Origin of the sequence: Streptomyces sp. 3211.6 (assembly GCF_003634815.1) — a bacterium.
In the GTDB taxonomy this organism is placed as follows: Bacteria; Actinomycetota; Actinomycetes; order Streptomycetales; family Streptomycetaceae; genus Streptomyces; species Streptomyces katrae_A.
In genome coordinates, this window is sequence record NZ_RBXC01000001.1 from 160,356 (window position 1) to 182,642 (window position 22,287).

The window sequence follows — 22,287 nt, forward strand, 5'->3', positions numbered from 1 at the left end:
GACGCGGCGGGCTGACCCCCAAGATCCACCTCGCGGGCCCATATTCCGTCCCGCTGCCAGCGGCGGAACAGGTTGTAGGCCCGGTCCCACGGCCCGTAGCGTTCGGGCACGTCCCGCCACGGAGCACCGGTACGGGTCCGTCACCGTATGCCGTCTATCAGCTGCCGCCACGGCCACACCTGCGGCCGGCCCGGCTTGATGCCCTGCGGCAGCAGCGGCTCAAGCCGGGCCCACTGGCCTTTCGTCAGATCTCCACGTCCCACAAGGTGTGATCACGAACGAACAAGATCCACTTTCGTGCACCCTACGGCAAGGTCCCGCTGCGGCGCCTACATGGCCTGCTACTTCGGCGCCCGCGCCGAAGGCCTCCTCACGACGCCTGCGTCTGCGGGGTCGTCGTCGTGCGCTGCAACCCGGTCCCATCTGGTGCCTCCGCTGGACGGGCGGCTGCTCTCAGGGGCGGCGGCAGTGGAAGATTCCCCAGCTCGTGAGGCCCTTCCGGCAGGCTTCCACCCAGAGTGGGAGGTTCTGCAGGAGGCCCTGCACGTAGGCGGGGCTGATGACGCCGGCGAGTTCCTTCGCACGTCGGGCGGTCTCCTCGGTGAGGCGGAGGTAGTGGGTGAGTGTCTGGTCGCTGCGGTCGTCGAAGTCGATGCGGGTCAGGCCGAGTCCGGCGATCGTCCGGCGGTAGAAGCCGGGCGTGGCGAACCCGTCCACGTCGAGGCGGGCCACGGCAGCACGCAGCGCGTCGGGAGGGGCCGTGTCGGCTGCCATCAGATCGGTGAAGACCAGGTCTCCCCGGGGTTCGAGGACGCGTACTGCCTCGCCCAGCAGCTGGTTCCGGTCGCCGCTGTGGCAGAAGGCCTCCTGCGACCACACGACGTCGAAGTACCCGGCCGGGTACGGGATGTCCTGGAAGGATCCGGTGACGACCTCGATGAGCCCGTCCATGCCCTGCTCGGCATTGGCCCGGCGGTGCCGCTCGTTCTGCGATTCGCTGATGTTCAGCGCCACCACCTTGCAGCCGAACCGCCCGGCCAGGTAGCGGGTCGGCCCGCCGTAACCGGAGCCGAGGTCCAACACGGTGCTGCCCGGGCCGAGGCGGTCGGCGACCTTCCCGGCCGCCAGCTCCACCGTCCGCCGGGAAGCGAGCGCGACCGACTCGTGCTCATGGGCGTACACGCCGGTGTGGATGTCCTCGCCGCCCCACACCGCGGCGTAGAAGGCGTCGACATCACCCGTCCCGTAGTAGCGGCGTGCCGCCGCCTCGGCCTTGGCCGCGCTCTCAAGACTCATTGCCACCATCCCGACGTCCAGGTTTTCGTGCACAGGGCGCCGAGGCCCCGGAACGTGACGCTATCCGTGGCTCCCGTAAGAAGTCAGGAACACGAAATCAGCCACCCCCGCGTCGGCGGCTTGCGGCTCTAGCCGCCCGCGGGCGGGCCGAGCAGGCGGTGGAAGTCAAAGCGGCCCTCCGTGCGGTGTTCGGCATTCCGCAGGACCTCCGGCAGTCGGCTTCGCCCACGGCGCCCCCTTGACCGCCGGCAGCGAGGTGCACACCACCTTCCAGCGATTCCTTCAAAAGCTCCGCACGAAGTCCTGAAGCGGGTGCAGCGGGCACAGTGTCAATGCACGTGGGGGCCGGTTCCCCAGTCCTGCACGTTCACGAGCTGCCAGTCCTGGTTGACCGCGTTCCAGTCGCTGTACTTCGTGATGCAGGGCCACGCCTGCAGTCGGGCTCCCTGAACGGGTGGATTCGGGGCTCGTCCGTTGTCCGCGTCCAAGCAGAACCGGCCGCCGCCGTACTGGTTCTGGATGACGGTGCGGGAGCCGCCGAAGCATTGGTTGGGGTTGGCGCAGTCACTCGCACTCTTCGGGATTTCCTGTGTTCTCCAGAGGTTGCGCGTACCGATCGGGTTGCTCGACAGCCCCGAGCACTCCTGCTGGAGCACTGTGTTCTTCGTGGTGTCGAGCGTGCGCCCCAGGCACTTGCCGGAATGCTTGGCGACCAGCCCGAACCAGCCGTCGCCCTGGGGTTCCACCTTGAACTGCTCGCTCTGGCCGCCATAGTTGGCCCACAGGACTATCGCACCACCTTCGTCGGTGTTGTGCGCGAACACCTCCGCCACCATGTGGGTGCTCTGGTTCACCACATAGACGTATCTGTCCTCGGCGGTGGCTGTGGATGGAGCAATGATTCCCGCCGCGATGAGTGATGCGGTGGCGACGGGTACCGCGAAACGGCTCGCCCTGGTTCTTCGTCTTGCTCTTCATGTGACTCTCCCGCCTGGCGACTGGGCTCCGGCGGCGAGACGCCTGATGGATCAGACCGCTTCCAGCCTAGTCCCGGCGGCCTTGCCGTGCATGTCGGCAGCCGCACACCCGTCAGGTGTGGCCGCCCCGGCCGGCTTCCACGTCGACGAGGATGGATCCGTTGCCCGGGCGCCGGCGCGGCCGAGGCGCGCTCATCGGCGAGTTGCTCGCTGACCCGCTCAGGGACTCGTTCGGCGACAGCGAGCTCGTCTCGCTCGGCCCGTACCTTCGCCAACTGCTTGGCCAGTTGTTCTTCGAGTTCGTCCAGCTCCGCGCGCCGCGCGGAAATCCGTTCCAGCGCTCGGGATCCAACATGCATCGGATGGTAGAAGGCCGTCCGGCTACCGCGAGCAGGAACCGGCGAATCGACCGCTCCGCCGGACGATCTTCTCCCCACACTGCCGCCCACGACCAGCGTGAGCACCCCGACGGTCCAGCACGCCAGCCCTGTGACCTGCCCGATTTACGGTCCCAGGGTCGCCGCGCCAACGGGGCGACCCTCCCTTTCGTTCTGGTCGGGGTGGTTAGGACGACATGATGAATCGCAGGGCGAGGCCGGAGGCGGTGATCCAGTAGGTGACGCGGGCGCCGTCGTCGAACGACACCTGGCCGGGCAGGCTGACGTTCGCCGGGTCGCTCGGCTTGCTGCCGGGGTCGGGGCCCTGGAGGCTGAGGGGAAGGGTGTTCGTGTCGTAGGTGTCCATGTGGCCGCCGCTGGCCAGGAGAGCTGCGTACGCCTTCTCACCCGGAGCGAGGGTGGGGGGCGCGTCCTTGCTGTCCTTGATCACGGCGATCGGGGCCCTGGCGTAGGGGAACCTCAGGTAGGGGTATTCGTAGAGGTTGCACTTCTTGTCACCGGTGTTGGTGACCGTGAGGAGGAGGTGCCTGACGGGCTTGCCCTTCTCGTCCTCGTTCGTGGCGGAGAACGCGAGGTCGCTCACCGCACACGCGGCAACCGCGGCGCCGTCGCCCTTACCGGCGTCGCCGCCGGCATTGCCCGAACCGCCGCTGGGCTTCGCCGAACCACCCCCGCCCTTCGCCGAAGCCTCGCTCGGCTTCGGAGAAGAGGTCTCCCCCGCCTTCGGCGAGTTCGTCGCGCTCGGCTGCTCCGAGGTCTTGGAGTCGCCCGATACGTCGGCCCCGCTCGGCTCGCATGCCGTGGCCGCGAGCAGCAGCGCACCGAGGACGGCCGCGGCCGCCCCCGTCCTGATTGCCTTGTTTCCGCTGGTCAACAGAGCCCCCTATGTGGTGTTCTTCGCTGTACACGACCTGTACGCACGCCATGAGTCAGGGGGTTGCATGCGGATCGGAAAATTTTTGGGACCGAGGGGGGCGGTTTGACGGAGGACGAGTTCGACGCGTTCTACGCGTCGGCGTTCCCGCGTGTCGTCGGCCAGGTGTACTCCTTCACCGGTGACCATGGCCAGGCCCAGGACGTTGTTCAGGAAGCCTTCATACGTGCCTGGGACCGGCGGCGTGACTTCCTTGCCGCCGAGTCCCCCGAAGCCTGGATCCGCACCGTCGCGATGCGCCTCGCGGTCAGCCACTGGCGGCGGGCGCGGCGATGGCTGGAGCTGGTACGCCGCACCCCGCTACCCGATCACACCCCTGGACCCGGTCCCGAGCACGTCGCCCTTGTCGCGGCGCTGCGACAGCTCCCGGAGGCCCAGCGCCTGGCGATAGTGCTGCACCACCTGTGTGACCTCAGTGTGGAGCAAGTAGCCTCCGAGACCGGCGCACCGACCGGTACGGTCAAGGCCCGCCTGTCACGCGGCCGCGCAGCCCTCGCCAAGCTGCTACCAGCGAGTGAGGTCGCAGTAGTGGGTGGACGTAGCGAGGAGAAGGAGGAAGACCGTGGCCGATGATCTGTCCTCCGCCCTGCGCGAGCTGGCCGACAGCGCCGCCAGCCCCGCGCCGACGACGGGCGCGGATGTCCGGCGCCGGGCCGTTTCCCGGCGCCGTCGCCGACACTCCGCACTCGCGGGAGGCACCGTTGCACTGGTCGCAGCCATCGCGTTCGGCCTGACCACGACCCTCGGCGGCCCAAAGTCCCACCGGCACCCCGCACCACCACCCGCCGCCGCCTCCCTCACCGCGCCCACGGCCGATGCGGCCTCTCCCGCTGCGCCCACCGCCAGTGTGCCCTCGTCCACCGAGCCCTCCCCCACTGCGCCGACCCTCGCTGGGCCAACCCCCACCGCCCCCACCACCGGGGCGGCATCCCCCACTGCGCCTGCCGCGGTTGCCGCGTGTGCGGTGAGCGACCTCGCGTTCTCCGCCACGAACGAGGACGAGAAGGGCAAGCCCGTCAGGCACCTCCTCCTCACGGTCACCAACACCGGTGACAAGAAGTGCAACCTCTACGAATACCCCTACCTGAGGTTCCCCTACGCCAGGGCCCCGATCGCCGTGATCAAGGACAGCAAGGACGCGCCCCCCACCCTCGCTCCGGGTGAGAAGGCGTACGCGGCTCTCCTGGCCAGCGGCGGCCACATGGACACCTACGACACGAACACCCTTCCCCTCAGCCTCCAGGGCCCCGACCCCGGCAGCAAGCCGAGCGACCCGGCGAACGTCAGCCTGCCCGGCCAGGTGTCGTTCGACGACGGCGCCCGCGTCACCTACTGGATCACCGCCTCCGGCCTCGCCCTGCGATTCATCATGTCGTCCTAACCACCCCGACCAGAACGCTCGTCAGCTGGCTCCGACGGACGCACCCACGCGGATGCCAACGTCCTCCACCTGCTCACCTCCCACACTGACACCGCCACGGCGAACCCCTCGACGCCGGAAAGTGACGGGCAGCCTTCACGCTGATTCGCGTACTGACCTGCATGTTTGCCGCCCTGCCTGGGGTCGTGCCCCCAAGTGGGTATCGAAGGAAGCTCCGAAGTCGGCCTCGGGCATCAATGGACCAGCCGTTAGCGCTAAGTGGTTGGCGCCGGAAGTCCTTCGGGGGTTGATCATGCTGCCAGGGCGGCGGAGGATTCTTGCCGGTGATCTGTGGTGTGCCGGTCGAGTCTGGCTGGCAGATCGTCAAGTTCGGAGGCGGTGAACTTCCACTGGAACGGCTGTGCCGTGGCGTTGTAGCGGTCTTCGAAGACTCGGAGTCGGTCCCCGACCTGGGCAAGGTCGGTGAAGTCGTTGGGCGAGACGACCTTGCGCTGGACGACGGAGAAGTAGATCTCCACCTGGTTCAACCAGGAGGCGTGCACCGGGGTGTGCACCAGCACCGCGTTCGGGTAGGCGGCGGTCAGTCGGTCGACGGCCTTCTTGCCGCGGTGGGAGGAGCCGTTGTCGACGATCCAGAACACGCGCTTCGCTCTGGCGTACGGTTCCTGGCTCATGACCTGGGTAACCAGGTTCATGAACGGGACGATGCCAGTGCGCGGTTCGGTGCGTCCGAACACTTGCGCGTGGTGGACGTCGTAGGCGGCCAGGTAGGCCACGGCTCCGCCGCGGCCGTAGGTGTGGTTGACGCGCATCGCCCGGGCCTGGCCGGGGGCGAGAGTGGGGTGGCAGCGGCAGCGGGCCTGGATGGAGGTCTTCTCGTCGGCGCTGATCACGTACTCGTCGTGGCCGAGCGGTTCGCCCTGCCAGGTGTGGGCGTACAGGTCCAGGACGCGGGCGGCCCCGGCGCGGAAGCCGGGGTCGGTGATGAAGATCCAGGAGCAGTGCTGCCAGGGCTTGATCGCGTCGTCCTTGAGCCAGCGGCGCACGGTGGAGGCCGAAAGGACGGCAGCGATACCCCGCTCGACGGCCTCGCGGGCCAGGTCAGGGCACGACCAGCGGGACAGCGGAACCCCTGTTTCGGCGGGCAGTTGGCAGGCCAGGGCCTTGAGTTGGGCGGCCTGCAGCGCGCTGAAGGAGGGCGGGCGGCCCGAACGGTCGCGGCCGGCCAGCCCGGACATGCCCTGTGCGGCGAACCGGCCCCGCCACCTGCGCACGGTGTCCACATGCAGGCCGGTCTCGCGGGCGGTGCGCGCGTTGGAACGTCCCCGCGCGGCATGCAGCACGACCTGCGCGCGCATCCGGACCTGGTAGGGAGTCTTATGGCCCCGGGCAGCCTTCTTCAACCGGTGGCGCTCGGAGGCGGTCAGGACGATCGGGCGGGCGGCAGCAACGGGCAAGGCAGACAGGCCGATCAGCAGAAGTGGATCTTACCGGAAGGAGTCTGCCGTGCCACCCGGCACGGCGACCGGGCAGCATGGGCCCCTGCCCGCCGTGCCACAGTCGACCAAGTCCCCCTCGACCAGAAGTGACCTCCCACGCCCGCATCGCCTGTTCCGGGCTCGCTGGCCTGGCCATCCGCCACCGCGGGCGATTCGTGCTGAGCAGGCAATCGTCTCCTTCTCAGGGTTGGCTCGGCACCAACGGGCCGGCGGCGGGGTCCCTCTCCGTCGCCGGCTCCGCGTGGGACGGCAGTTCGCGCATCCGGCGCAGCGGCGACAGGAATACGGGCAGGAAGGTGAGTGACTGGCCGACCGCCCCGGCCAGCAGCGTGCCGCGGACGCCGATCGTCGAGCCGAGCAGGCCGCCGAGCAGCGCCCCGAAGGGCATCGTGCCCCAGACCAGGAACCGCATCGTCGCGTTCATCCGGCCGAGCAGCCCGGGCGGGCACAACGCCTGCCGGAAGCTGACCTGGTTGATGTTGTAGACCACGATGCCCATCCACATCGCGATCTGCGTTACCGCGAGCAGCCCCACTGTCCAGTCGCGCTGCACGAACGGGGTGACCAGCGCGCACGGTCCGGCGACCGCGCTCGCGATCCAGATGGCCGGGCCCTGGCCGACCCTCGCGGCGAATCGTCCGGCTGCCAGCGCACCGATCAGGCCACCCACCGCCGCGGTCGAGGTGAGCAGGCCGATGACGCCCGGCGAGAGCCGCAGTTGGCGGGCGAGCAGCACGTAGAAGACGGCGGAGATCACCGAACCGAAGAGGTTCGCGGAGCTGGTGCACATGGCGATGGCGCGGAGTATCCGGTTGCCGAGCACGAACCGCAGACCGTCGCGGATCTCCCGGAGCAGGTTGGAATCGGGGCTGCGCTCGGGGCGCGGCGGCCGGACCTCGATCCGCATCACCCACGCGGCCGACCACAGGAAGCTCACCGCGTCGACGAGCACCGCGTAGGGCGCCGTGAGCGCCTGGATCAGCGCGCCGCCGAGGCTCGGGCCCGCGATCTGGCTGACCGACTCGCTGGCCTGGAGCTTCGCGTTGCCCTCGACCAGCAGCTCCCGGTCGATCAGCTGGGGCAGGTAGGACTGGTAAGCCACGTCGAAGAAGACCGTGCTCACCCCGGTGGCGAGCGCAATCACGTACAACTGCTCGATCGTCAGCACACCGAGGAGATGAGCCACCGGAACCCAGGCCAGCAGGGCAGCCCGAACCAGGTTGTTGACGATCAGCACCCAGCGGAAGCGCATCCGCTCCACCCACGCGCCGGCCGGCAAGCCCACGGCCACGAACGCCGCGGTCTCGCACGCCGCCAGCACCCCGACCTGCCAGGTGCTGGCGTGCAGCACCAGGATGGCGACGAGAGGAAGCGCCAACTGGCTGACCATGGACCCGAACTGACTGACCGTCTCACCGACCCACAGTCGACGGAAGTCGGCGTGCCGCCACAGTCCGCCGCGGTTGGCCGGTCGGTCGGGTGAGGGCTCGGGAGCAGTCATGGGAAACTACCGTGGAAGAATGATTGGGTTTTGTCAATCACTTGTCCTCCCCGATCCTTCAGTAGGCTGCTGACCATGACCGAACGCCGGCCGGCGACCGACGAGGAGGCGAAGGCGCTCGCCTCCGCGCTCCGCCTGCGTATCCTGCGCATCTGCCTCGGTGAGGCGCGCACCAACAAGGAGATCGCGGCGATCCTCGGCCGCGATCCCGCCAGCGTGCTGCACCACACCAGGACGCTGGTGCGCACCGGTTTTCTGAAGGCCCAGGAGGAGCGACGCGGCGCGCGCGGCGCACGGGAGATCCCCTATCTGGCGACGCGGAAATCCTGGCAGCTCGACGCGGCCGCGCACGACCGGTCGATGCTCGACGCGTTCCTGGAGGAACTGACGCTCGCACCTGCGGCCGAGGTCGACAGCACCCGGCTCGGGCTGCGCCTGCCGCCGACGGAGATGGAGGAGTTCCAGACCCGGCTCCGAGCCCTGCTCGAGGAGTTCGCCGCCCGCCCGGACGACCCGACCGCGCCCGCCTGGTCGCTTTTCGTGGTGGTGCACCCCGACCCGAATCGGTCCTGACCGGGCGCGAATTCCCGCTCGAGCGAACGCAAGGTCGTCTCGCCCAACGACTTCACCGACCTTGCCCAGGTCGGGGACCGACTCCGAGTCTTCGAAGACCGCTACAACGCCACGGCACAGCCGTTCCAGTGGAAGTTCACCGCCTCCGACCTTGACGATCTGCCAGCCAGACTCGACCGGCACACCACAGATCACCGGCAAGAATCCTCCGCCGCCCTGGCAGCATGATCAACCCCCGAAGGACTTCCGGAGCCAACCACTCAGGCAAAGGGCCATCCCCCTGGGTGCGCGGGATGCAGCATTCCACGGAGTTGCCCTCGCTCTCTGCCCGGGGGCACGGCCTGACGAAAGCCCCGCCCCTGCGCAGGAGGACATCCCCGGCGAGTGCGGGGAGCAGGAAGACTCCGCCCTCGACTTCGGGCGCGACTGGGGATCACCCCCGCGGGTGCGGGGAGCAGGCGGCGGTCCGCTGGCTGGAGGAGCATCCCGAGGACACTGCGGCTGCGGAGTGGATGGCCCGTCGGTGTGAGGAGTGGAACGGGTACACACCGGCGGCCCCATACGGGCCGGCACCCGAGCCGCCCGTGGCCGCCCCCGGGAGCGGGGCGGGGTATTGCGGCCCGTGGCGGATCGCCCGGGAGGAGGAGCGTGCCGAGTGGACGTTCACGCCGTACGTAGGGGTCGGACCCTTGCACTTCGGGATGACCCTTGAGGAGATCACCGGGGCCCTGGGCGAACGTCCGGCCGTCTCCTCCTACTCCCGTCACGGCGAAGACCAGCTCGACTACGCCGACTTCACCCAGAGCGGGATCAGGGCCATGTTCCGCGACGGCCGCCTGGGATGTGTCGCCGTGAACGCCCTCACCGGCCCCCAGGTGAGACTGGACGCGGCCCCGCTGACCGGCTGCGCGCCCGCCCGTGTGGAGGACTGGCTCGTCCACCGCACGACCCGGCCCGGCAGCCTGAGGTACAGCGTCCCCGGCGACCCCGTCTTCGCCGACCTGGGCCTGGCGATCCGGTCCCAGCGGGCCGGTGACACCACCCTGACCCGCCCGCTCTTCCTCCTCCGCGGCTGGCTCGACCTCTGGCATTCGCTGCCCAGCGACGAGTGGAACTCGGCTTGAGCCACCACTCACCGGGTGGCTCCGCACGCAGGACGCTTCGGGGAGGGGGCAGCGATGTCCGCAGTGCTGCCGGTCAGCCGGGAACCGGGAACCGGGGCCCGCGCGGGCCGCGGCGGGGCCTCAGCCGACGGCCATCCGTGACACGCCTGTGACGGGGAGTGTGGCCCACACCATGGCCCGGCACAGGCCTCCCTGATGGGGTGGCGGCATGCCCACAACCAAATCCCTTCTGCCGGCCCTCACCGCACTCCTGCTGCTCACGGCGTGCGGCGCCCCGGCGGCCCGGCCACCCACCACGCGCGTGCCCGAGGACGGTGTCCGGATCACCTCGGTCACCTTTCCCTCCGCCCAACCGGGCCCAGGCTCCGACGGGTCAAGCGTCCACGCGGACCCCCTCCCCGCCGGCGGCCCCGGCATCACGGCGGCCTACGAAGTCACCAACGGCGGCACGGAGGCGCTGGCCTACACGATCTTCTTCGACTTCACCACCGACGGCGGTCAGGTCATGGCCAACACCAAGGAGACGGTGCGCTCGGTCGCCCCCGGTGCAACCGTGCGGGGCACAGTCCGGCTGGGCCGGGGCACCCCTGGGGCGGGCGGGGTGACCCGCGTCAAGGTGTCCCAGGTGACCAAGGTGCCCGCCGCCGAAGCGCCACCCGAGGCCGGCCAGTGCCCGCCCTCCGGCATCCGTGTCACCGCCGACGACGGCGACGCCGCGATGGGCCTGCGGGTGGTGGGCCTGCACCTGGAGAACTGCGGGAAGAGCGACTACGCACTCGACGGCTACCCGCTCCTTGAGCTGCTGGACAAGAACCGCTCACCCGTCCAGGGCGTCCGGATCGTGCAGGGCAGCGGCGGCATCGCCACCGGCACCGGGTTCGACGAGCCGGCCCGCCCGGTGGTCCTGAAGCCGGGTGAGAGCGCCCTTTCCGGGCTGATGTGGCGCAACACCACCGGATCCGGGGATGCCGTCGACGTCCCGTACGTCAGGGTGCGGGCGGTACAGGGCGCGGATCCTGTGGTGGTGACGCCCCACCTCGACCTCGGCACGACCGGGCTGCTGGCCGTCCGCGCCTGGACACGCCCGGCCGGTTAAAGCCCCGTCCGGAATCTGCACCCGGCTCACCGGCTCGTGGGCTCACCGGCCGCCGAGAACCGTCTGTCCAGGGAACGAGTAGGAGGCGCGGGGTCCCGGAGCAGCGCGGCAGGCGTAGGTCAGCCGCCGTCGACGTATGCGCGGGCCGCCACCATCACGTCGCGCATGCGGCCGTCGGCGATGCACTGGGCCGGTGCTTCGTCGTCCAGTTGCGGGTTCATGCCGATCATCCAGGCTCGGGCCGTGTGGAGGCGTTCCGCGTCCTGGATGAGCTGGAAGACCTGAAGTGCGGCGCGCAGGCGGTCCTCCGCATCGGGGCGGGGGGCGGGGTCGCCCGAGACCCACTTGCCGACCTGCTTGGGGTCGTTGATGTCGGCGATGCGCGCGGTCAGACGCTGCCCCAGGTTGTCCTGGAGGAAGCGCGTTGGCGGTGGTTACGCATCATCAGGTCGGGGGACGCTCCATGGGTCCACGTACGGCTTGGACTTCCCAGCCATGGAAGTGCAGACCTCTCGTTCGGGTGGCCCCCGGAAGTCACGTAGGGTCAACTTCCGTTCTGCTCCTCCCGGATGTGCCGTTCGAGTGCCCGGTTGGACGGTGAGCGGACAGCACCGCCCCGGGCCCCTGGACGTCAGGAGCCCGGGGCGGTTTGCCGTCGTGGGTTGGTGGGGCGTCAGGTTCCGTCTGTGTCGGAGGGCCGCTGGGGACGCCCCCGTTCGCCCAGTACTGCTGCCAGTTCCGCCCGTGCCTGCGCCGTGTCCGGGTGCGCCGGCCCCAGGATGCGGGTCCGGTCCTCCACGACGGACGTCAACAGCCTCATGGCCTCGTCGGTGCGTCCGGCCTGCCGGTACGAGGAGCCGAGGTGGTGGCGGGCGGTGAAGGTCTGGGGATGGTCCGGGCCCAGGGCCCGGTCGCAGGCGGCCAGGGCCTGTTCTCCCACGGCGATGGCCTCGACGAGGCGCCCGACGAGCCGGTAAGACACCCCGAGGCCTTCCTGGGCGGTGAGGGTCTGGGGGTGGTGGGGGCCCAGGATCCGACTGCGGGCGACCAGGACCTGCTCTCCGACGGTGACGGCCTCCTCCAGACGCCCGGCGAGGCGGTAGAAGGGGGCGAGGTTGCCGTGCGAGAGCAGTGTGTCCGGGTGGTGGGGGCCCAGGAGTCGGCGGCGGGTGGCCAGAACCTGCTCTCCCATGGTGATGGCCTCGTCGTTGCGGCCGACGCCGTGGTAGGAGAGGGAGAGGTTGCTGAGGGTGGTCAGGGTTTCCGGATGCTCCGGGCCCAGGACCCGTACCTTGCCTGCGTGGGCCTGCTCCTCCATGGCGATGGCTTCATCGACGCGCCCCGCGTCCCAGTAGCAGCTGGCGAGGCTGCTACTGGCGGCGAGGGTGTCGGGATGGCCGGGGCCGAGGATACGCGTGCGGTCGACCACCACCTGTGCCAGCAGCTCGGTGGCGTCGGCGGTGCGCCCGGCCTGGGAGTAGGCCGCGGCGAGGTTGCTGCGGGCGGTGAGGACGTCGGGGTGGTCCGTGCCGAGGAGCCGCTCTCTGTCGGCGAGGACCTCCTCCCCGATGTCGATGGCCTCGGCCGTGTCCCCAGCCTGGTGGTAGGCCGCGGCGAGGTTGCCGCGGGTGGTGAGGGTGCTTGGGTGGTCCGTGCCGAGGAGCCGCACTTTGTCGGCGAGGACCTCCTCCCCGATGTCCACAGCATCGTCAAGACGTCCGGCCTGTTGGTAGGCCTCGGCGAGGTTACCGCGGACGGTGAGGTTTTCGGGGTGGTCGGGGCCCAGGACGCGCGCGCTGTCGGCCACTACCCGTTCCAGCAGGGAAACGGCTTGGGCGATGTTCCCCGCCTCCAGGTGGGCGAGGGCGAGGTTGCCGCGGGTGGTGAGGACGTCGGGGTGGTCCGTGCCCTGGAGCCGCGCTTTTTCGGCGAGGACTTCTTCCCCGACGTCGATGGCCTCGGTGATGCGCCCGGCGCTCTGGTACACCGTGGCGAGGTTGCTCCGCGCCGCGAGGGTGTCGAGGTGGTGCGCGCCCAGGACGCGCGCGCTGTCGGCCGCCACCCGTTCCAGCAGGGAGACGGCCTGGGCGATGTCTCCGGCCTCCTCGTGGGCCAGGGCGAGGCTGCCGCGGGCGGAAAGCGTGTCGGGGTGGTCGGGGCCGAGGATACGGGTGCGGTCGATCGCCACCTGTTCCAGCAGCGTGACGGCTTGGGCGTGGTGGCCGGCCTGTAGATGGCAGAGCGCGAGTTCAGCACGGACGCCGATGGTGTCGGGGTGGTCGGAACCCAGGGAACGGACGCAGTCGGCAGCGAGCCGCTCGAGCAGGGCGAGGGCCTCCCCGGTCCGTCCGGCGTGTCGGTGGCAGGAGGCGAGGACGCGGCGAGCGGCGAGCGAGTCGGGGGCGTGGGCCATCACCTGCCCCAGCAGGGAAGCGGCTTCGTCGGTGCGGCCCATGAGTACGAGCAGGGCGGCGAGATCGGTGCGCGCGGTCAGGGTCCTGGGGTGCTCGGAGCCCAGGAGCCGTACCTGGTCGGCAGCCACTTCCGTCAGGAGGCCGACGGCTTCGTCGCCGCGCCCGACCAGTCGGTAGGACGAGGCCAGGTTGCCACGGGCCATGAAGGTATGGGGGTGGTCGGGGCCCAGGACACGCACGCTGTCGGCCGCCACCTCCTCTTCGAGGCGGACGGCCTCGTCCGTTCGCCCGGCCCGGAAGTACGACAGGGCGAGGCCTGCCCGGGCCGTGAGGCTGTCGGGGTGGTCGGGTCCCAGGAGCCGTACGCGGTCGGCGAGGACCTGCTCCTTGACGGCCAGCGCCTGCTCGTTCAGTCCGGCCTCGTGGTACGAGTCCGCGAGGTTGCCGAGGGCGCCGAGGGTGTGGGGGTGGTCGGGGCCGAGCACCCGTCGGCAGTCGACCGCCACCTGTTCGAGCAGGGCGACGGCGTGGGCGGTGCGCCCGGCCTTCCGGTGCGCGAGGGCGAGGTTGCCGCGCGCCGCGAGGGTCTCGGGGTGGTCCGGGCCGAAGCGCCGCGTGTTGTCGGCCACCGCTCGTTCCAGAGGCGGCACGGCTTCGGTGGTGCGCCCGGCCTGCTCGTAGCAGAGCGCCAGGACGCCCCGCGCCGTGAGGGTGTCGGGGTGGTCGGGGCCCAGGAGGCGCTCGTAGCCGGCGAGCACCTGCTCCCCGATGGCCACGGCATCATCCAGATGTCCGGCCTGTTGGTGGGCGAGGACGAGGTTGCCGCGCGTGGCCAAGGTGTGGGGGTCGTCGGGGCCCAGGAGCCGTTCGAGGTCCGAGAGGGCCCGCTCCCCGGTGGAGACCGCGTCGTCTAAGCGTCCGGCCTGCCTGTACGCGACGGCGAGGTGGGCGCGGGCGCGGAGTGCATCGGGGTGGTCGGGGCCGAGGAGACGCTCGCCGTCGATGGCCAGCTGGTTCCAGTGGGCGGTGGCGGCGGCGGCCAGGCCGGCTTCGAGGAGGCTGGCGCCGTAGCGGAAGAGCAGGTGGTGGGCGTGGGGGTCGGCACGGTCGAAGTGCCACAGGAGTCCGCCGGCGTTCCCCCGTAGCGCTTCGGTGTTGGCCCTCAGGACGACGGCGAGGGCGTGGTCCTCGTGCTCCTCCCCCGGCCACAGGGCGAGGAGCGCGTCGGCGGCCGTGCAGTGCGGGCGCTCGCTGACGGGGGTGGTGTCGAGGGTGGCGCGGGCGGTGAGCGCGTGGATGGTGACCTGCCGGTTCGGTTTCTCGGTGAGGGTGAGGAGGCTGTAGTTGTGCAGGACGGCCAGGGCGTCGAGCGCGTCCTCCTCTCGCACCCGTCGCACGGCACCGCGCCCGTCCTCGACCGCGGCGCGCTCGCCCCCCACCGCTCCGGCGCGGGCGCGGGCGAGGTGCTCCAGAACCGGCACGGTGGCCCACAGGTCCTCGGGATGGCCGGCAGGGTCGAGGAGCGAGGCCAGGACCAGCGCGTGCACGGTGAGCGGATCCTCCTGCCGGACGGCGTCGAGGGACAGCAGAAGGGCCACTGCGACGGACAGGTGGTAGCCGTCGACGCCGTCGCGCCCCGGTAGGGCCTCCTCCAAGGACCGGCCGCGCTCACGGAACGACTGGAGGTACTGGCTGCTGCTGCGCCGCCGCTGGATCATGTAGGCGGCCGCGTAGGCAAGCGCCAGGGGCAGGTGCCCAAGCGCCTCGGCGAGATCGGCGCTCCCGGCGTCCAGCAGGTGGGAGCAGCGGGCGGCTTCGAGGCGCTCACGCAGGTAGGCGGCGGACTCGGGAGCCGAGTAGACGCCGACGTCCACGAGTGCGCGCCCGGCGTCGCTGGCCGCGGCCCCCCGCAGCCGACTGGTGGCGATCACCCGTCCGCGCCCGCCGCGGCTCGTGGCGGGCCACAGGTCGCCGAGGGTCTGGTCGGTGATGTTGTCGAGGACGACCAGCCAGGACCTCTCGGTGGTGGCGAGCCAGGCCAGGAACGCGGCCGCGTCCTGCTCGACGGTCTCCGGCTGTCCGCCGACCCCGGGCACCTGCACCTTCACCGCGGTGCGGGCGTACGCCTCCAGCACACCGGCCGGCCGTGTGGCGTCCACCCACATCACCAGGTCGGTGCCCTCGTTGATGGCCCGGCGGGCGTAATGCGCCGCGAGCTGGGTCTTGCCGACCCCGCCCTGGCCGGCCAGCACCTGGGACAGGACGACGGTGCCGGACTTCTCCCGCGCGTCGTCGATGACCTCGCACACCGCGGTCCGCGGTTGGAAAGCACTGGGTTCGGGTGGGAGATTGCCCTCCAGGACCGGCCATTGGACCGGGCCCTTCGTGGCTTCGACCGACTCCAGGTCGGGCATGATCCGGCGGTCTCCGTGCCGTGACAGGAGGTCGGCGAACCGCGGGATCTCGAACAGGGGGTGGACCGGCTGGGCGTGCAGGCGGCGATGCCCGAGTGCCGGGTCGGCTTCGGTGACGACACCGACCAGCCGTCCCTCGCAGAAGACGGCGCTGCCCGAAACCCCCGCCCACGACGCGCCGTTGCGTCCCCTCCGGTGCTCGGGCCAGATCGGGGTGTCCAGGACCCATCCCCCGCCGGTCCTGGAGGTACCGGCCGGGGGCAGCTCGCCCCGCAGGTGCTCCACCTGCGGTTCCCCGCCGTCGCCGGCAAACGACGGGAAGCCCAGGCCCTCGTACGACAACAACGCGGCCCCGGCCGGCCGGCCCCAGCGCACGGGCGCGGAACCGCCGACATCAACGGGCTTGTCCAGCCATAGCAGCGCCACGTCCATGGTGTCGGAAACGTGGTCGCGGGGAGTGGGCCAGCAGACGCGGACGCCACGCCGGTGCAGCTTCGTGCTCAGGACCGGATGCCCGACGCGCACGCTCAACCACGGTTCGCGGTCGCGCACGACGTGGAGGCTCGTCAGGACCAGCCGGGGCCCGATCAGGTAGCCGGTGCCGTTCGGTGCGCCCCCTACACGGATCAGTACCAGTCTCCTCGGATCCATGTCACTCGTCCCAGGGCTCGGGCTGCAGCGGCTCGGACGGTTGAGAGCCGTAGGCGGGGTCCGGTGCCCCGGCGTACGCACTGCGGACCGAGACACCGCGCTCGACCCGGAAGCGTTGACCGGGGCCGAGGGCCTCGTCGAGGACGTTCAAGGTGAGGGTGAGCCGCTCTCGCCGGACGGCCCCGCGCGCCCCTCCGGCCTCGGCCTCGCCCTTCGCGCCGAGCGCGCCGACGGACACCGTCACCTTGCCGGCGCCGTCCCGCCGGAACTCGACCTCCAGCTCCAGCTCCGCCTTCTCCACTTCGAATCTCAACTGCTGTCCCGCGCCGTCGGTCTGCGCCTGGTACAACTCCGACCGCAACTGCCACAACGCTTCACTGAGACTGATCTCGTCCATCCGTACCGTCCCCACCCCTCCGTGCCCGCCCCACACCGTGGTGATCGCGGCGCACAACCGATCCGGCCCGCCCACGACGGCCTCAACAGACCGACCCCTCAAAGGAGAAGAGCCCGCTGGGCCGTCGACGCGTACCAGTCTGCTGGCGAAGGGGCCGCTCGTCTCGGGAACGGCCAACTGTCCACCCCTGCGGGACCGGCGGTGCCGACCCTGGTGCACCGGGAGAAGCGCCGAGCTCCCGCCTTCCTTCCCCCGCGGCCAACTTGCCGCGGGCGGCGCGTCCTGGCCCGAGGCGGAAGGGCGCTGGCGCGACGGTCTTCACCTGCACCGACTTCACCGGAAAGGGCTCACTCGGGGCCATCCGGGTCATGTGCTGCTCGGAGGCGGCCGGCGATGTAGCCGGCGCGGTCGCCGCCGTTCCATGTGTGCCGGTGGTGTGCGGTGCCGTCGGCGGTGCCCGGGAGGTCGGCGAGCATCTTCCAGTGGACCGCTCCGACGAGTGCGAGCCAGGCGCCGTTGCATGCCTTGCCGGCGCTGGGGACACCGAGGCTCTGGAGGCGTCGTCGCAACGTGTTCGAGCTGAGCGGGCGGGAGGGGTGACTCTATCGCCGGCAGCCGGCAACGTTCGTTGGTCACCGCTGGGAACGGTCCGTCGGCGGCGAGAAACCTATTGCTGAGTTCTGGAAGCGCTCCGGTGCTTGTTTAGACATTCCGAACGTCGGTGATCGTGAAGCGCTCCGGGAAGCCGCAAACACCCGTTGTTGGAGAAGCCCTGCGCAGCCAGAGGGGCGAAGGCCGGGAAGGAGATAGGGGGTCTCCTGGTCTTTGAGGGGCGCGGCCAGAAGGCGGCGTTCATGGACGAGTCGTTGGAGGAGGGCTGACAGTCGCGGGCGAAGCCAGAGTGTTTCGCGGCCGAGCTGGAGGCCCAGGACTCCGGGTTCGTCGGGGTGGATGTGGATGTGGACCTGGGCGAGGGTGAGGTTGGCGGTGGTGTCGTTCCGGCTTCCGCCGGTCGGGACGAGCATGCCGTGGCGGCTGGGGACGAGCAGGCCTTCGCCGACCTTGCGGGTGCGGGAGGGGAGGGGGTGTGCTCGGAGAGCATGGCGCGGCCGTCGTGGCCGGTGTGGTTGAGGGTGAGGAGGCTGGCGCGCTGCGGGTACTCGGGGAGGCCCTTCTCGATGCGGCTGATCGTCTTGGCGGCCAGGGGGCGCTTCCTGTCACCGATCCTGGTTCCGAGGTTGGTCCAGTCGATCGCGGCGGCGGCCGGTCGGGTGTAGGGCTCGACCAGGGAGTTCCGGCAGCGGTAGTCGTACTGGCGGCCGTACTTGCCGATGGTGCGGCCCTTGCGCCAGGCCTGGACGGCTTCGACGTCCTCGTCGCATCCTGCGCACCAGGCCAGGGGGCGGGGGCGGAGGTCCGGCATTGGATGCCGGTCCGGGTGAAACGATGTAGATGCGGTCGCGCCACTGCGGGGCGTGGAGGTTGGCGTCGAGGGGGTCATCCCCGCGGGTGCGGGGAGCAGGCTAACTGACCTGCTACTTTAGGTGGCGCGGATGGCGTTCTGCAGCACTTTCACCGATACCGGCAATTCGGGCATCTCCTCAGTCGGCCGCGGCACCCAGCCTTGCAAGCCAGGCCCCTTCGCACAGAACCCTTGCGGCTGCCGTTCGAAGCGTGCGCCACATGAGCGGATTCCTCAGCGCCCAGAACGGCCTGACGCGGTCCGTGCTCTCCGCGGAGACCCGACCCCGCCGACCGCCCCACTCGACCACCCCGTGCCCTCTCAGCGAAGATCGGTCCCCGGCATCGCATCGTGACATCCGAGGAGAGCCCCTTGATCACCCAAGGAGTACACGTCAGGGGACGGTGCAGCGCTTGCGGTGGCACCACCGTCTGCGACGTCGGTCAGTTCCTCGACCGCGGCCGGCTCCGCTGGGGCGCCGAAGGCCGGTGTGAGGGCTGTCCTCACGGGTGGTGCGAGCAGGGCGCCGGCCCCGTGACCCCCGAGCACATACGGCAGGCCCTGCTGCGGGAACACGGGCCCACCCGGCTGCGCCTGTCCTCGGACCTGCCGAGCCTCGTCCCGGTGCTCAAGGCCCTGCGCGACGCGGGCGACGGCCTGTCCCTCGGTGAAGCGCGGGCGCGCGCCGCGCAGCTCGTCGCGGACGGTCTCCTCGGGACGCTCGTGGAGATGGAGGTACTAGCCGGCCATATGCGGGCGCATTCCGTGCCGGTGGCCGTCGGGCCGGCCGGTGGGTGACGCGGCGGCGCGCCCCCACCGCGCACGGGCCAACCGCCCAACCGCCTGATGCGGCGTCATTCGCCCCGTAGGGTTCCCCATACGTGATCATCGACTGCGGGGAGCGGAACGTGGTGGGGGCCGGGGGCGAGCGGGGGCGGCGGAGCGGGGTCGTCGGGTACTGGCGGGCGGTCGAGTTGTTCAGCCCGCAGAAGGTGCCGGCGCTGTCCGCGCGGGACCGGGTGTACCCGCTCGAGGCGGACGGACCCCTGCCCTGGGAGGCCGGGCATCCGCTGCGCTCCGTCCCGCTGGAGCCGGGGTACGACTGGCAGCACGTGGTCTACGGCGGGACGTACGCCCTCGCCGCCGTGCGCGACACCCTGCTCCGCGTGTTCGGGGAGAGCGGCGAGGACCACGACGGCCGGATGGACGGCGAGAGCGCGCTGTTCGCCCTCACCGTGACCGACGAGGGCCGGCTGCTGCTCGACTCCCCCGTCTTCTCCTCCTGCGCCTGGGCCACGGGCCGCGCCCTCTCCCCCGGCCCCGGCCGCCCGGGATGGCTCGACGGGTTCGAGGAGGAGGCCGAGGCCTGGGGCGAGCGGGCCGCCGCGCTCGGTGAGCCCGACGGGGCGCCGGCCCCCGAGGGCGAAGAGGAGGAAGAGGTCGCCGTCGGGACAGGTGTGGTCGGCGGCGGGCAGCTGCTGGAGTTCACCGGCGAGCTGGCCCGGGCCTGGGGTGTCGAGGCGGCGCTGGAGCCCGTCGGGGTGCGGGTGCGCAGTGTCGCCGTACGGGCCGACCACTCCGGCGACGCCGACCAGCAGGACTTCCTCAACAGCTTCATCGCCGCCGACCTCGAGCGCGTCGCGGGCGCGCTCGCGCGGCAGGACCCCGGCTCCGGGCTCGCCGCCTACCTCACGCCCGGCGCCGCCTTCGACCAGGCCCGCCGGGTGGACCTGCGCCTGCACCCCGAAGCCGCCCTCGCCGGCGTGGCCCCCGCCCGTACCCCGGCGGGCCGCTGGCCGGCCGAGGCGGAGCACCCGCTCGCGCTGAGCCAGCAGTTCGCGGTCAACGCCGTGCACGCCGAGCTGGCCCCCGCCGCAGGGCTCTTCGCCGTCAACGGCCCGCCCGGCACCGGCAAGACCACCATGCTGCGCGACTGCTTCGCCGCGGCCGTCGTCGAGCGGGCCCGCCGCCTGGCCGGGCTCCGCCTGCCCTCCGAAGCCTTCGCGCAGCAGGACCCGTACGTGTGGAAGAGCGGCGACTACACCCGCACGGTCACCCCCCTGCGCCCGGAGTTCACCGGCTTCGAGATGGTCGTCGCCTCCGCCAACAACGGGGCGGTGGAGAACATCTCCACCGAGATCCCCGCCCGCGCGGCCCTCGGCCGGCAGTGGCGCGAGGAGGCCGACTACTTCGCCGAGCAGGCCACCCGCCTGCTCAAGGGCGAACCCGCATGGGGCGCGGTCGCGGCCAGGCTCGGCAGCAAGCGCAACCGCATGGAGTTCGTGAACCGCTTCTGGCACGGGAAGTACCGCCAGACCGACACCGACGCCCCTCCCCCGCCGCCGGTCCCTCCCCAGCGGCGGCCCCGGCCCCGCAACGCGTGGATCGACAGCGGCAGCGGCCTCTCCCACCTGATGCGCCAGTGGCGCGACACCCCGCAGAGCGGCGTGTGGCGCGAGGCGAAGCAGCGGTTCCAGGCCGCGCTGGCCGAGGCCGAGCGGCTGCGTGACGAGCGTGCCGCGGCCGCCGACGCGTACGCCGGGCGGGCCGCGGCGTACGAGGCCCTGCGCGGGGCGCGTCTCGCCGCGGAGCGGGAAGCGGCGGCGCTGGCCCGCGTACGGGAGGACCTGCCCGGCGCAGAGGCGGCTCTGGCCCGTGCCCAGCAGCAGCTGGCCGATGCCGAGCAGGCGCACCAGGGTCATCTGGCCCGCCGTCCCGGCTTCTCGGTGAGCCTGTTCACGATGGGCCGGGCGGCACGGGCCTGGCACGCCGACGAAGCCGGGGCGGCCGGCCTGGTCGCCGACGCCCGCAAGGCGCGCGAGGCGGCGCAGGCGCACGTGGACGGCGTACGGACGGCGGTGGGCGCCGCCGCGGCGGTCCTGCGCGCCCGCCAGGACGCGCAGCGGGCGGCGCTCGCACACGCCGAGCGCACCGACCAGGCGCTGGCCGCGGCCCGGACCCGCTGGGAGGGGTTCGTCCCGGAGGACTCCTGGCTGACCGACGACGCGGCGCGCGAGCTCGCCGCGCCCTGGTCCGACCCCGAGATCACGCGGGCCCGGACCGAGGTGTTCCTCGCCGCCCTCGGCCTCCACCAGGCCTTCCTGCGCTGCACCGCCCGCACCATGTACGCCAACCTGATGGCGGCGATGGACGCCGTCGCCGGCTCGGTGCCGAAGACCGTGCCCGAAACGCACGTACGGGCCGCCTGGCAGAGCCTGTTCCTCGTCGTGCCGGTGGTGTCGACGACCTTCGCCTCGCTGGACCGGGTCTTCGGGCGGCTCGGCGCGGAGTCCCTGGGCTGGCTGTTCGTCGACGAGGCCGGGCAGGCGGCGCCGCAGATGGCGGTGGGCGGCATGTGGCGGGCGCGGCGTACGGTCGTCGTCGGCGACCCGCTGCAGCTGGAGCCGGTCGTGGTCCTGCCGTGGACGGCGCAGCGGGCGCTGCGCGAGGACTTCGGCGTGGCGGAGGAGTGGGCGCCGGGCCGTACGTCGGTCCAGCAGCTCGCCGACCGGGCCAACCGCTACGGCACGCTGCTGCCCGCCGAACTGCCCGACGGCGCACACGAGGTGTGGGTCGGGGCCCCGCTGCGGGTGCACCGGCGGTGCGACGACCCGATGTTCTCGATCAGCAACGCCGTCGCCTACGACGGCCTGATGGTGCAGGGCACCCCGCCGCGTGAGGCGTACGTGTACCGGCCGGGCAGCAGCTGGGTCGACGTCGCCGGGGCGGAGGCGGACGGACACTGGATCCCGGAGGAGGGGCGGGCACTGCGGCGGGTGCTGGAGCGGCTGCGGGACGAGGGCGGGGTAGACCTGGCGGAGGACGTGTTCGTGATCAGTCCGTTCCGGCAGGTGGTGGCGGGAGCCCGGCGGGCGTGCCGGGACCTGATGCCGGCCGACCGGGTGGGGACGGTGCACACCACGCAGGGCAAGGAAGCGGACGTCGTCATCCTCGTCCTGGGCACGGACCCGCGCCGCCCGGGCGCCCGGGCCTGGGCGGCGTCACAGCCGAACCTCCTCAACGTCGCGGTGAGCAGGGCGAAACGCCGCCTCTTCGTGATCGGCAACCTCGAGGGATGGCGCGACCAGCGCTTCTTCAACACCCTGGCGGAGTCGCTGCCGTGCCACCGGTGGCAGGCCCGGGTCCGCGGGGAGGACGGCCGGAGCTGAG

General features: G+C 71.4%; 16 protein-coding genes and 1 pseudogene. 8 read left to right on the plus strand and 9 right to left on the minus strand.

Going from position 1 to position 22,287, the window contains the following annotated elements; all coding sequences use genetic code 11:
• Positions 1–32: 32 nt before the first annotated feature.
• The 4 genes and pseudogenes from BX286_RS00690 to BX286_RS35955 all read right to left on the minus strand — a co-directional run.
• Positions 33–263 (minus strand): annotated as a pseudogene (locus BX286_RS00690) (transposase); the annotation flags it as partial.
• A 190-nt stretch (positions 264–453) separates the two neighbouring features.
• Complete coding sequence (locus BX286_RS00695; RefSeq protein WP_121014306.1) at positions 454–1,296, minus strand: cyclopropane-fatty-acyl-phospholipid synthase family protein; 843 nt, start codon at positions 1,294–1,296, stop codon at positions 454–456.
• A 329-nt stretch (positions 1,297–1,625) separates the two neighbouring features.
• Positions 1,626–2,210 (minus strand): RICIN domain-containing protein, encoded by a 585-nt coding sequence (locus BX286_RS00700; RefSeq protein ID WP_315974780.1) that lies wholly within the window; start codon positions 2,208–2,210, stop codon positions 1,626–1,628.
• 627 nt (positions 2,211–2,837) lie between these two features.
• Positions 2,838–3,545 (minus strand): DUF4232 domain-containing protein, encoded by a 708-nt coding sequence (locus BX286_RS35955; protein ID WP_148710235.1) that lies wholly within the window; start codon positions 3,543–3,545, stop codon positions 2,838–2,840.
• Positions 3,546–3,650: 105 nt separating this feature from the next.
• Between BX286_RS35955 and BX286_RS00715 the strand changes: the two genes are divergently transcribed.
• Positions 3,651–4,178 (plus strand): SigE family RNA polymerase sigma factor, encoded by a 528-nt coding sequence (locus BX286_RS00715; RefSeq protein WP_079432177.1) that lies wholly within the window; start codon positions 3,651–3,653, stop codon positions 4,176–4,178.
• A gap of 391 nt (positions 4,179–4,569) precedes the next feature.
• Positions 4,570–4,986, plus strand: a complete 417-nt coding sequence (locus BX286_RS36270) for a DUF4232 domain-containing protein (protein ID WP_121014308.1) — start codon at positions 4,570–4,572, stop codon at positions 4,984–4,986.
• 290 nt (positions 4,987–5,276) lie between these two features.
• On the opposite strand, the gene BX286_RS00725 is transcribed toward BX286_RS36270, so the two are convergent.
• The gene (locus BX286_RS00725; RefSeq protein ID WP_121014310.1) at positions 5,277–6,344 is read right to left on the minus strand and encodes an IS630 family transposase; all 1,068 of its coding nucleotides are present in this window, start codon (positions 6,342–6,344) and stop codon (positions 5,277–5,279) included.
• A 322-nt stretch (positions 6,345–6,666) separates the two neighbouring features.
• A complete protein-coding gene (locus BX286_RS00730; RefSeq protein WP_121014311.1) occupies positions 6,667–7,986 on the minus strand; it encodes an MFS transporter in 1,320 nt (439 codons plus the stop codon).
• A gap of 75 nt (positions 7,987–8,061) precedes the next feature.
• On the opposite strand from BX286_RS00730, the gene BX286_RS00735 reads away from it, so the two are divergent.
• The 3 genes from BX286_RS00735 to BX286_RS00750 all read left to right on the plus strand — a co-directional run bounded on the left by BX286_RS00735 (position 8,062) and on the right by BX286_RS00750 (position 10,779).
• Positions 8,062–8,559, plus strand: a complete 498-nt coding sequence (locus tag BX286_RS00735) for a transcriptional regulator (RefSeq protein ID WP_079431401.1) — start codon at positions 8,062–8,064, stop codon at positions 8,557–8,559.
• A 701-nt stretch (positions 8,560–9,260) separates the two neighbouring features.
• A complete protein-coding gene (locus BX286_RS37205; protein WP_237293241.1) occupies positions 9,261–9,683 on the plus strand; it encodes a hypothetical protein in 423 nt (140 codons plus the stop codon).
• Positions 9,684–9,891: 208 nt separating this feature from the next.
• Complete coding sequence (locus tag BX286_RS00750; RefSeq protein ID WP_079431400.1) at positions 9,892–10,779, plus strand: DUF4232 domain-containing protein; 888 nt, start codon at positions 9,892–9,894, stop codon at positions 10,777–10,779.
• Between the two features lie 673 nt (positions 10,780–11,452).
• Here the strand turns inward: BX286_RS00750 and BX286_RS00760 are convergent.
• From BX286_RS00760 to BX286_RS35960, 3 genes are all read right to left on the minus strand, one after another.
• Complete coding sequence (locus BX286_RS00760) at positions 11,453–16,258, minus strand: tetratricopeptide repeat protein (protein ID WP_121014312.1); 4,806 nt, start codon at positions 16,256–16,258, stop codon at positions 11,453–11,455.
• Between the two features lies 1 nt (position 16,259).
• Positions 16,260–16,655: a trypco2 family protein gene (locus BX286_RS00765; RefSeq protein WP_079432176.1), complete on the minus strand. Its 396-nt coding sequence runs from the start codon at positions 16,653–16,655 to the stop codon at positions 16,260–16,262.
• A 347-nt stretch (positions 16,656–17,002) separates the two neighbouring features.
• Entirely contained in the window at positions 17,003–17,224 is a 222-nt protein-coding gene (locus BX286_RS35960; protein WP_123995172.1) for a hypothetical protein, read from the minus strand.
• A 390-nt stretch (positions 17,225–17,614) separates the two neighbouring features.
• On the opposite strand from BX286_RS35960, the gene BX286_RS36275 reads away from it, so the two are divergent.
• The 3 genes from BX286_RS36275 (at position 17,615) to BX286_RS37215 (ending at position 22,286) form a co-directional block, all read left to right on the plus strand.
• Positions 17,615–17,932: a hypothetical protein gene (locus tag BX286_RS36275; protein ID WP_187344053.1), complete on the plus strand. Its 318-nt coding sequence runs from the start codon at positions 17,615–17,617 to the stop codon at positions 17,930–17,932.
• A 719-nt stretch (positions 17,933–18,651) separates the two neighbouring features.
• Positions 18,652–18,915, plus strand: coding sequence for a hypothetical protein (locus tag BX286_RS37210; RefSeq protein WP_237293240.1), 264 nt, complete (start codon positions 18,652–18,654; stop codon positions 18,913–18,915).
• An 83-nt stretch (positions 18,916–18,998) separates the two neighbouring features.
• Positions 18,999–22,286 carry a DEAD/DEAH box helicase gene (locus BX286_RS37215; protein ID WP_121014313.1) on the plus strand — a complete coding sequence of 1,096 codons (3,288 nt, stop codon included), beginning with the start codon at positions 18,999–19,001 and terminating at the stop codon, positions 22,284–22,286.
• Position 22,287 lies beyond the last annotated feature (1 nt).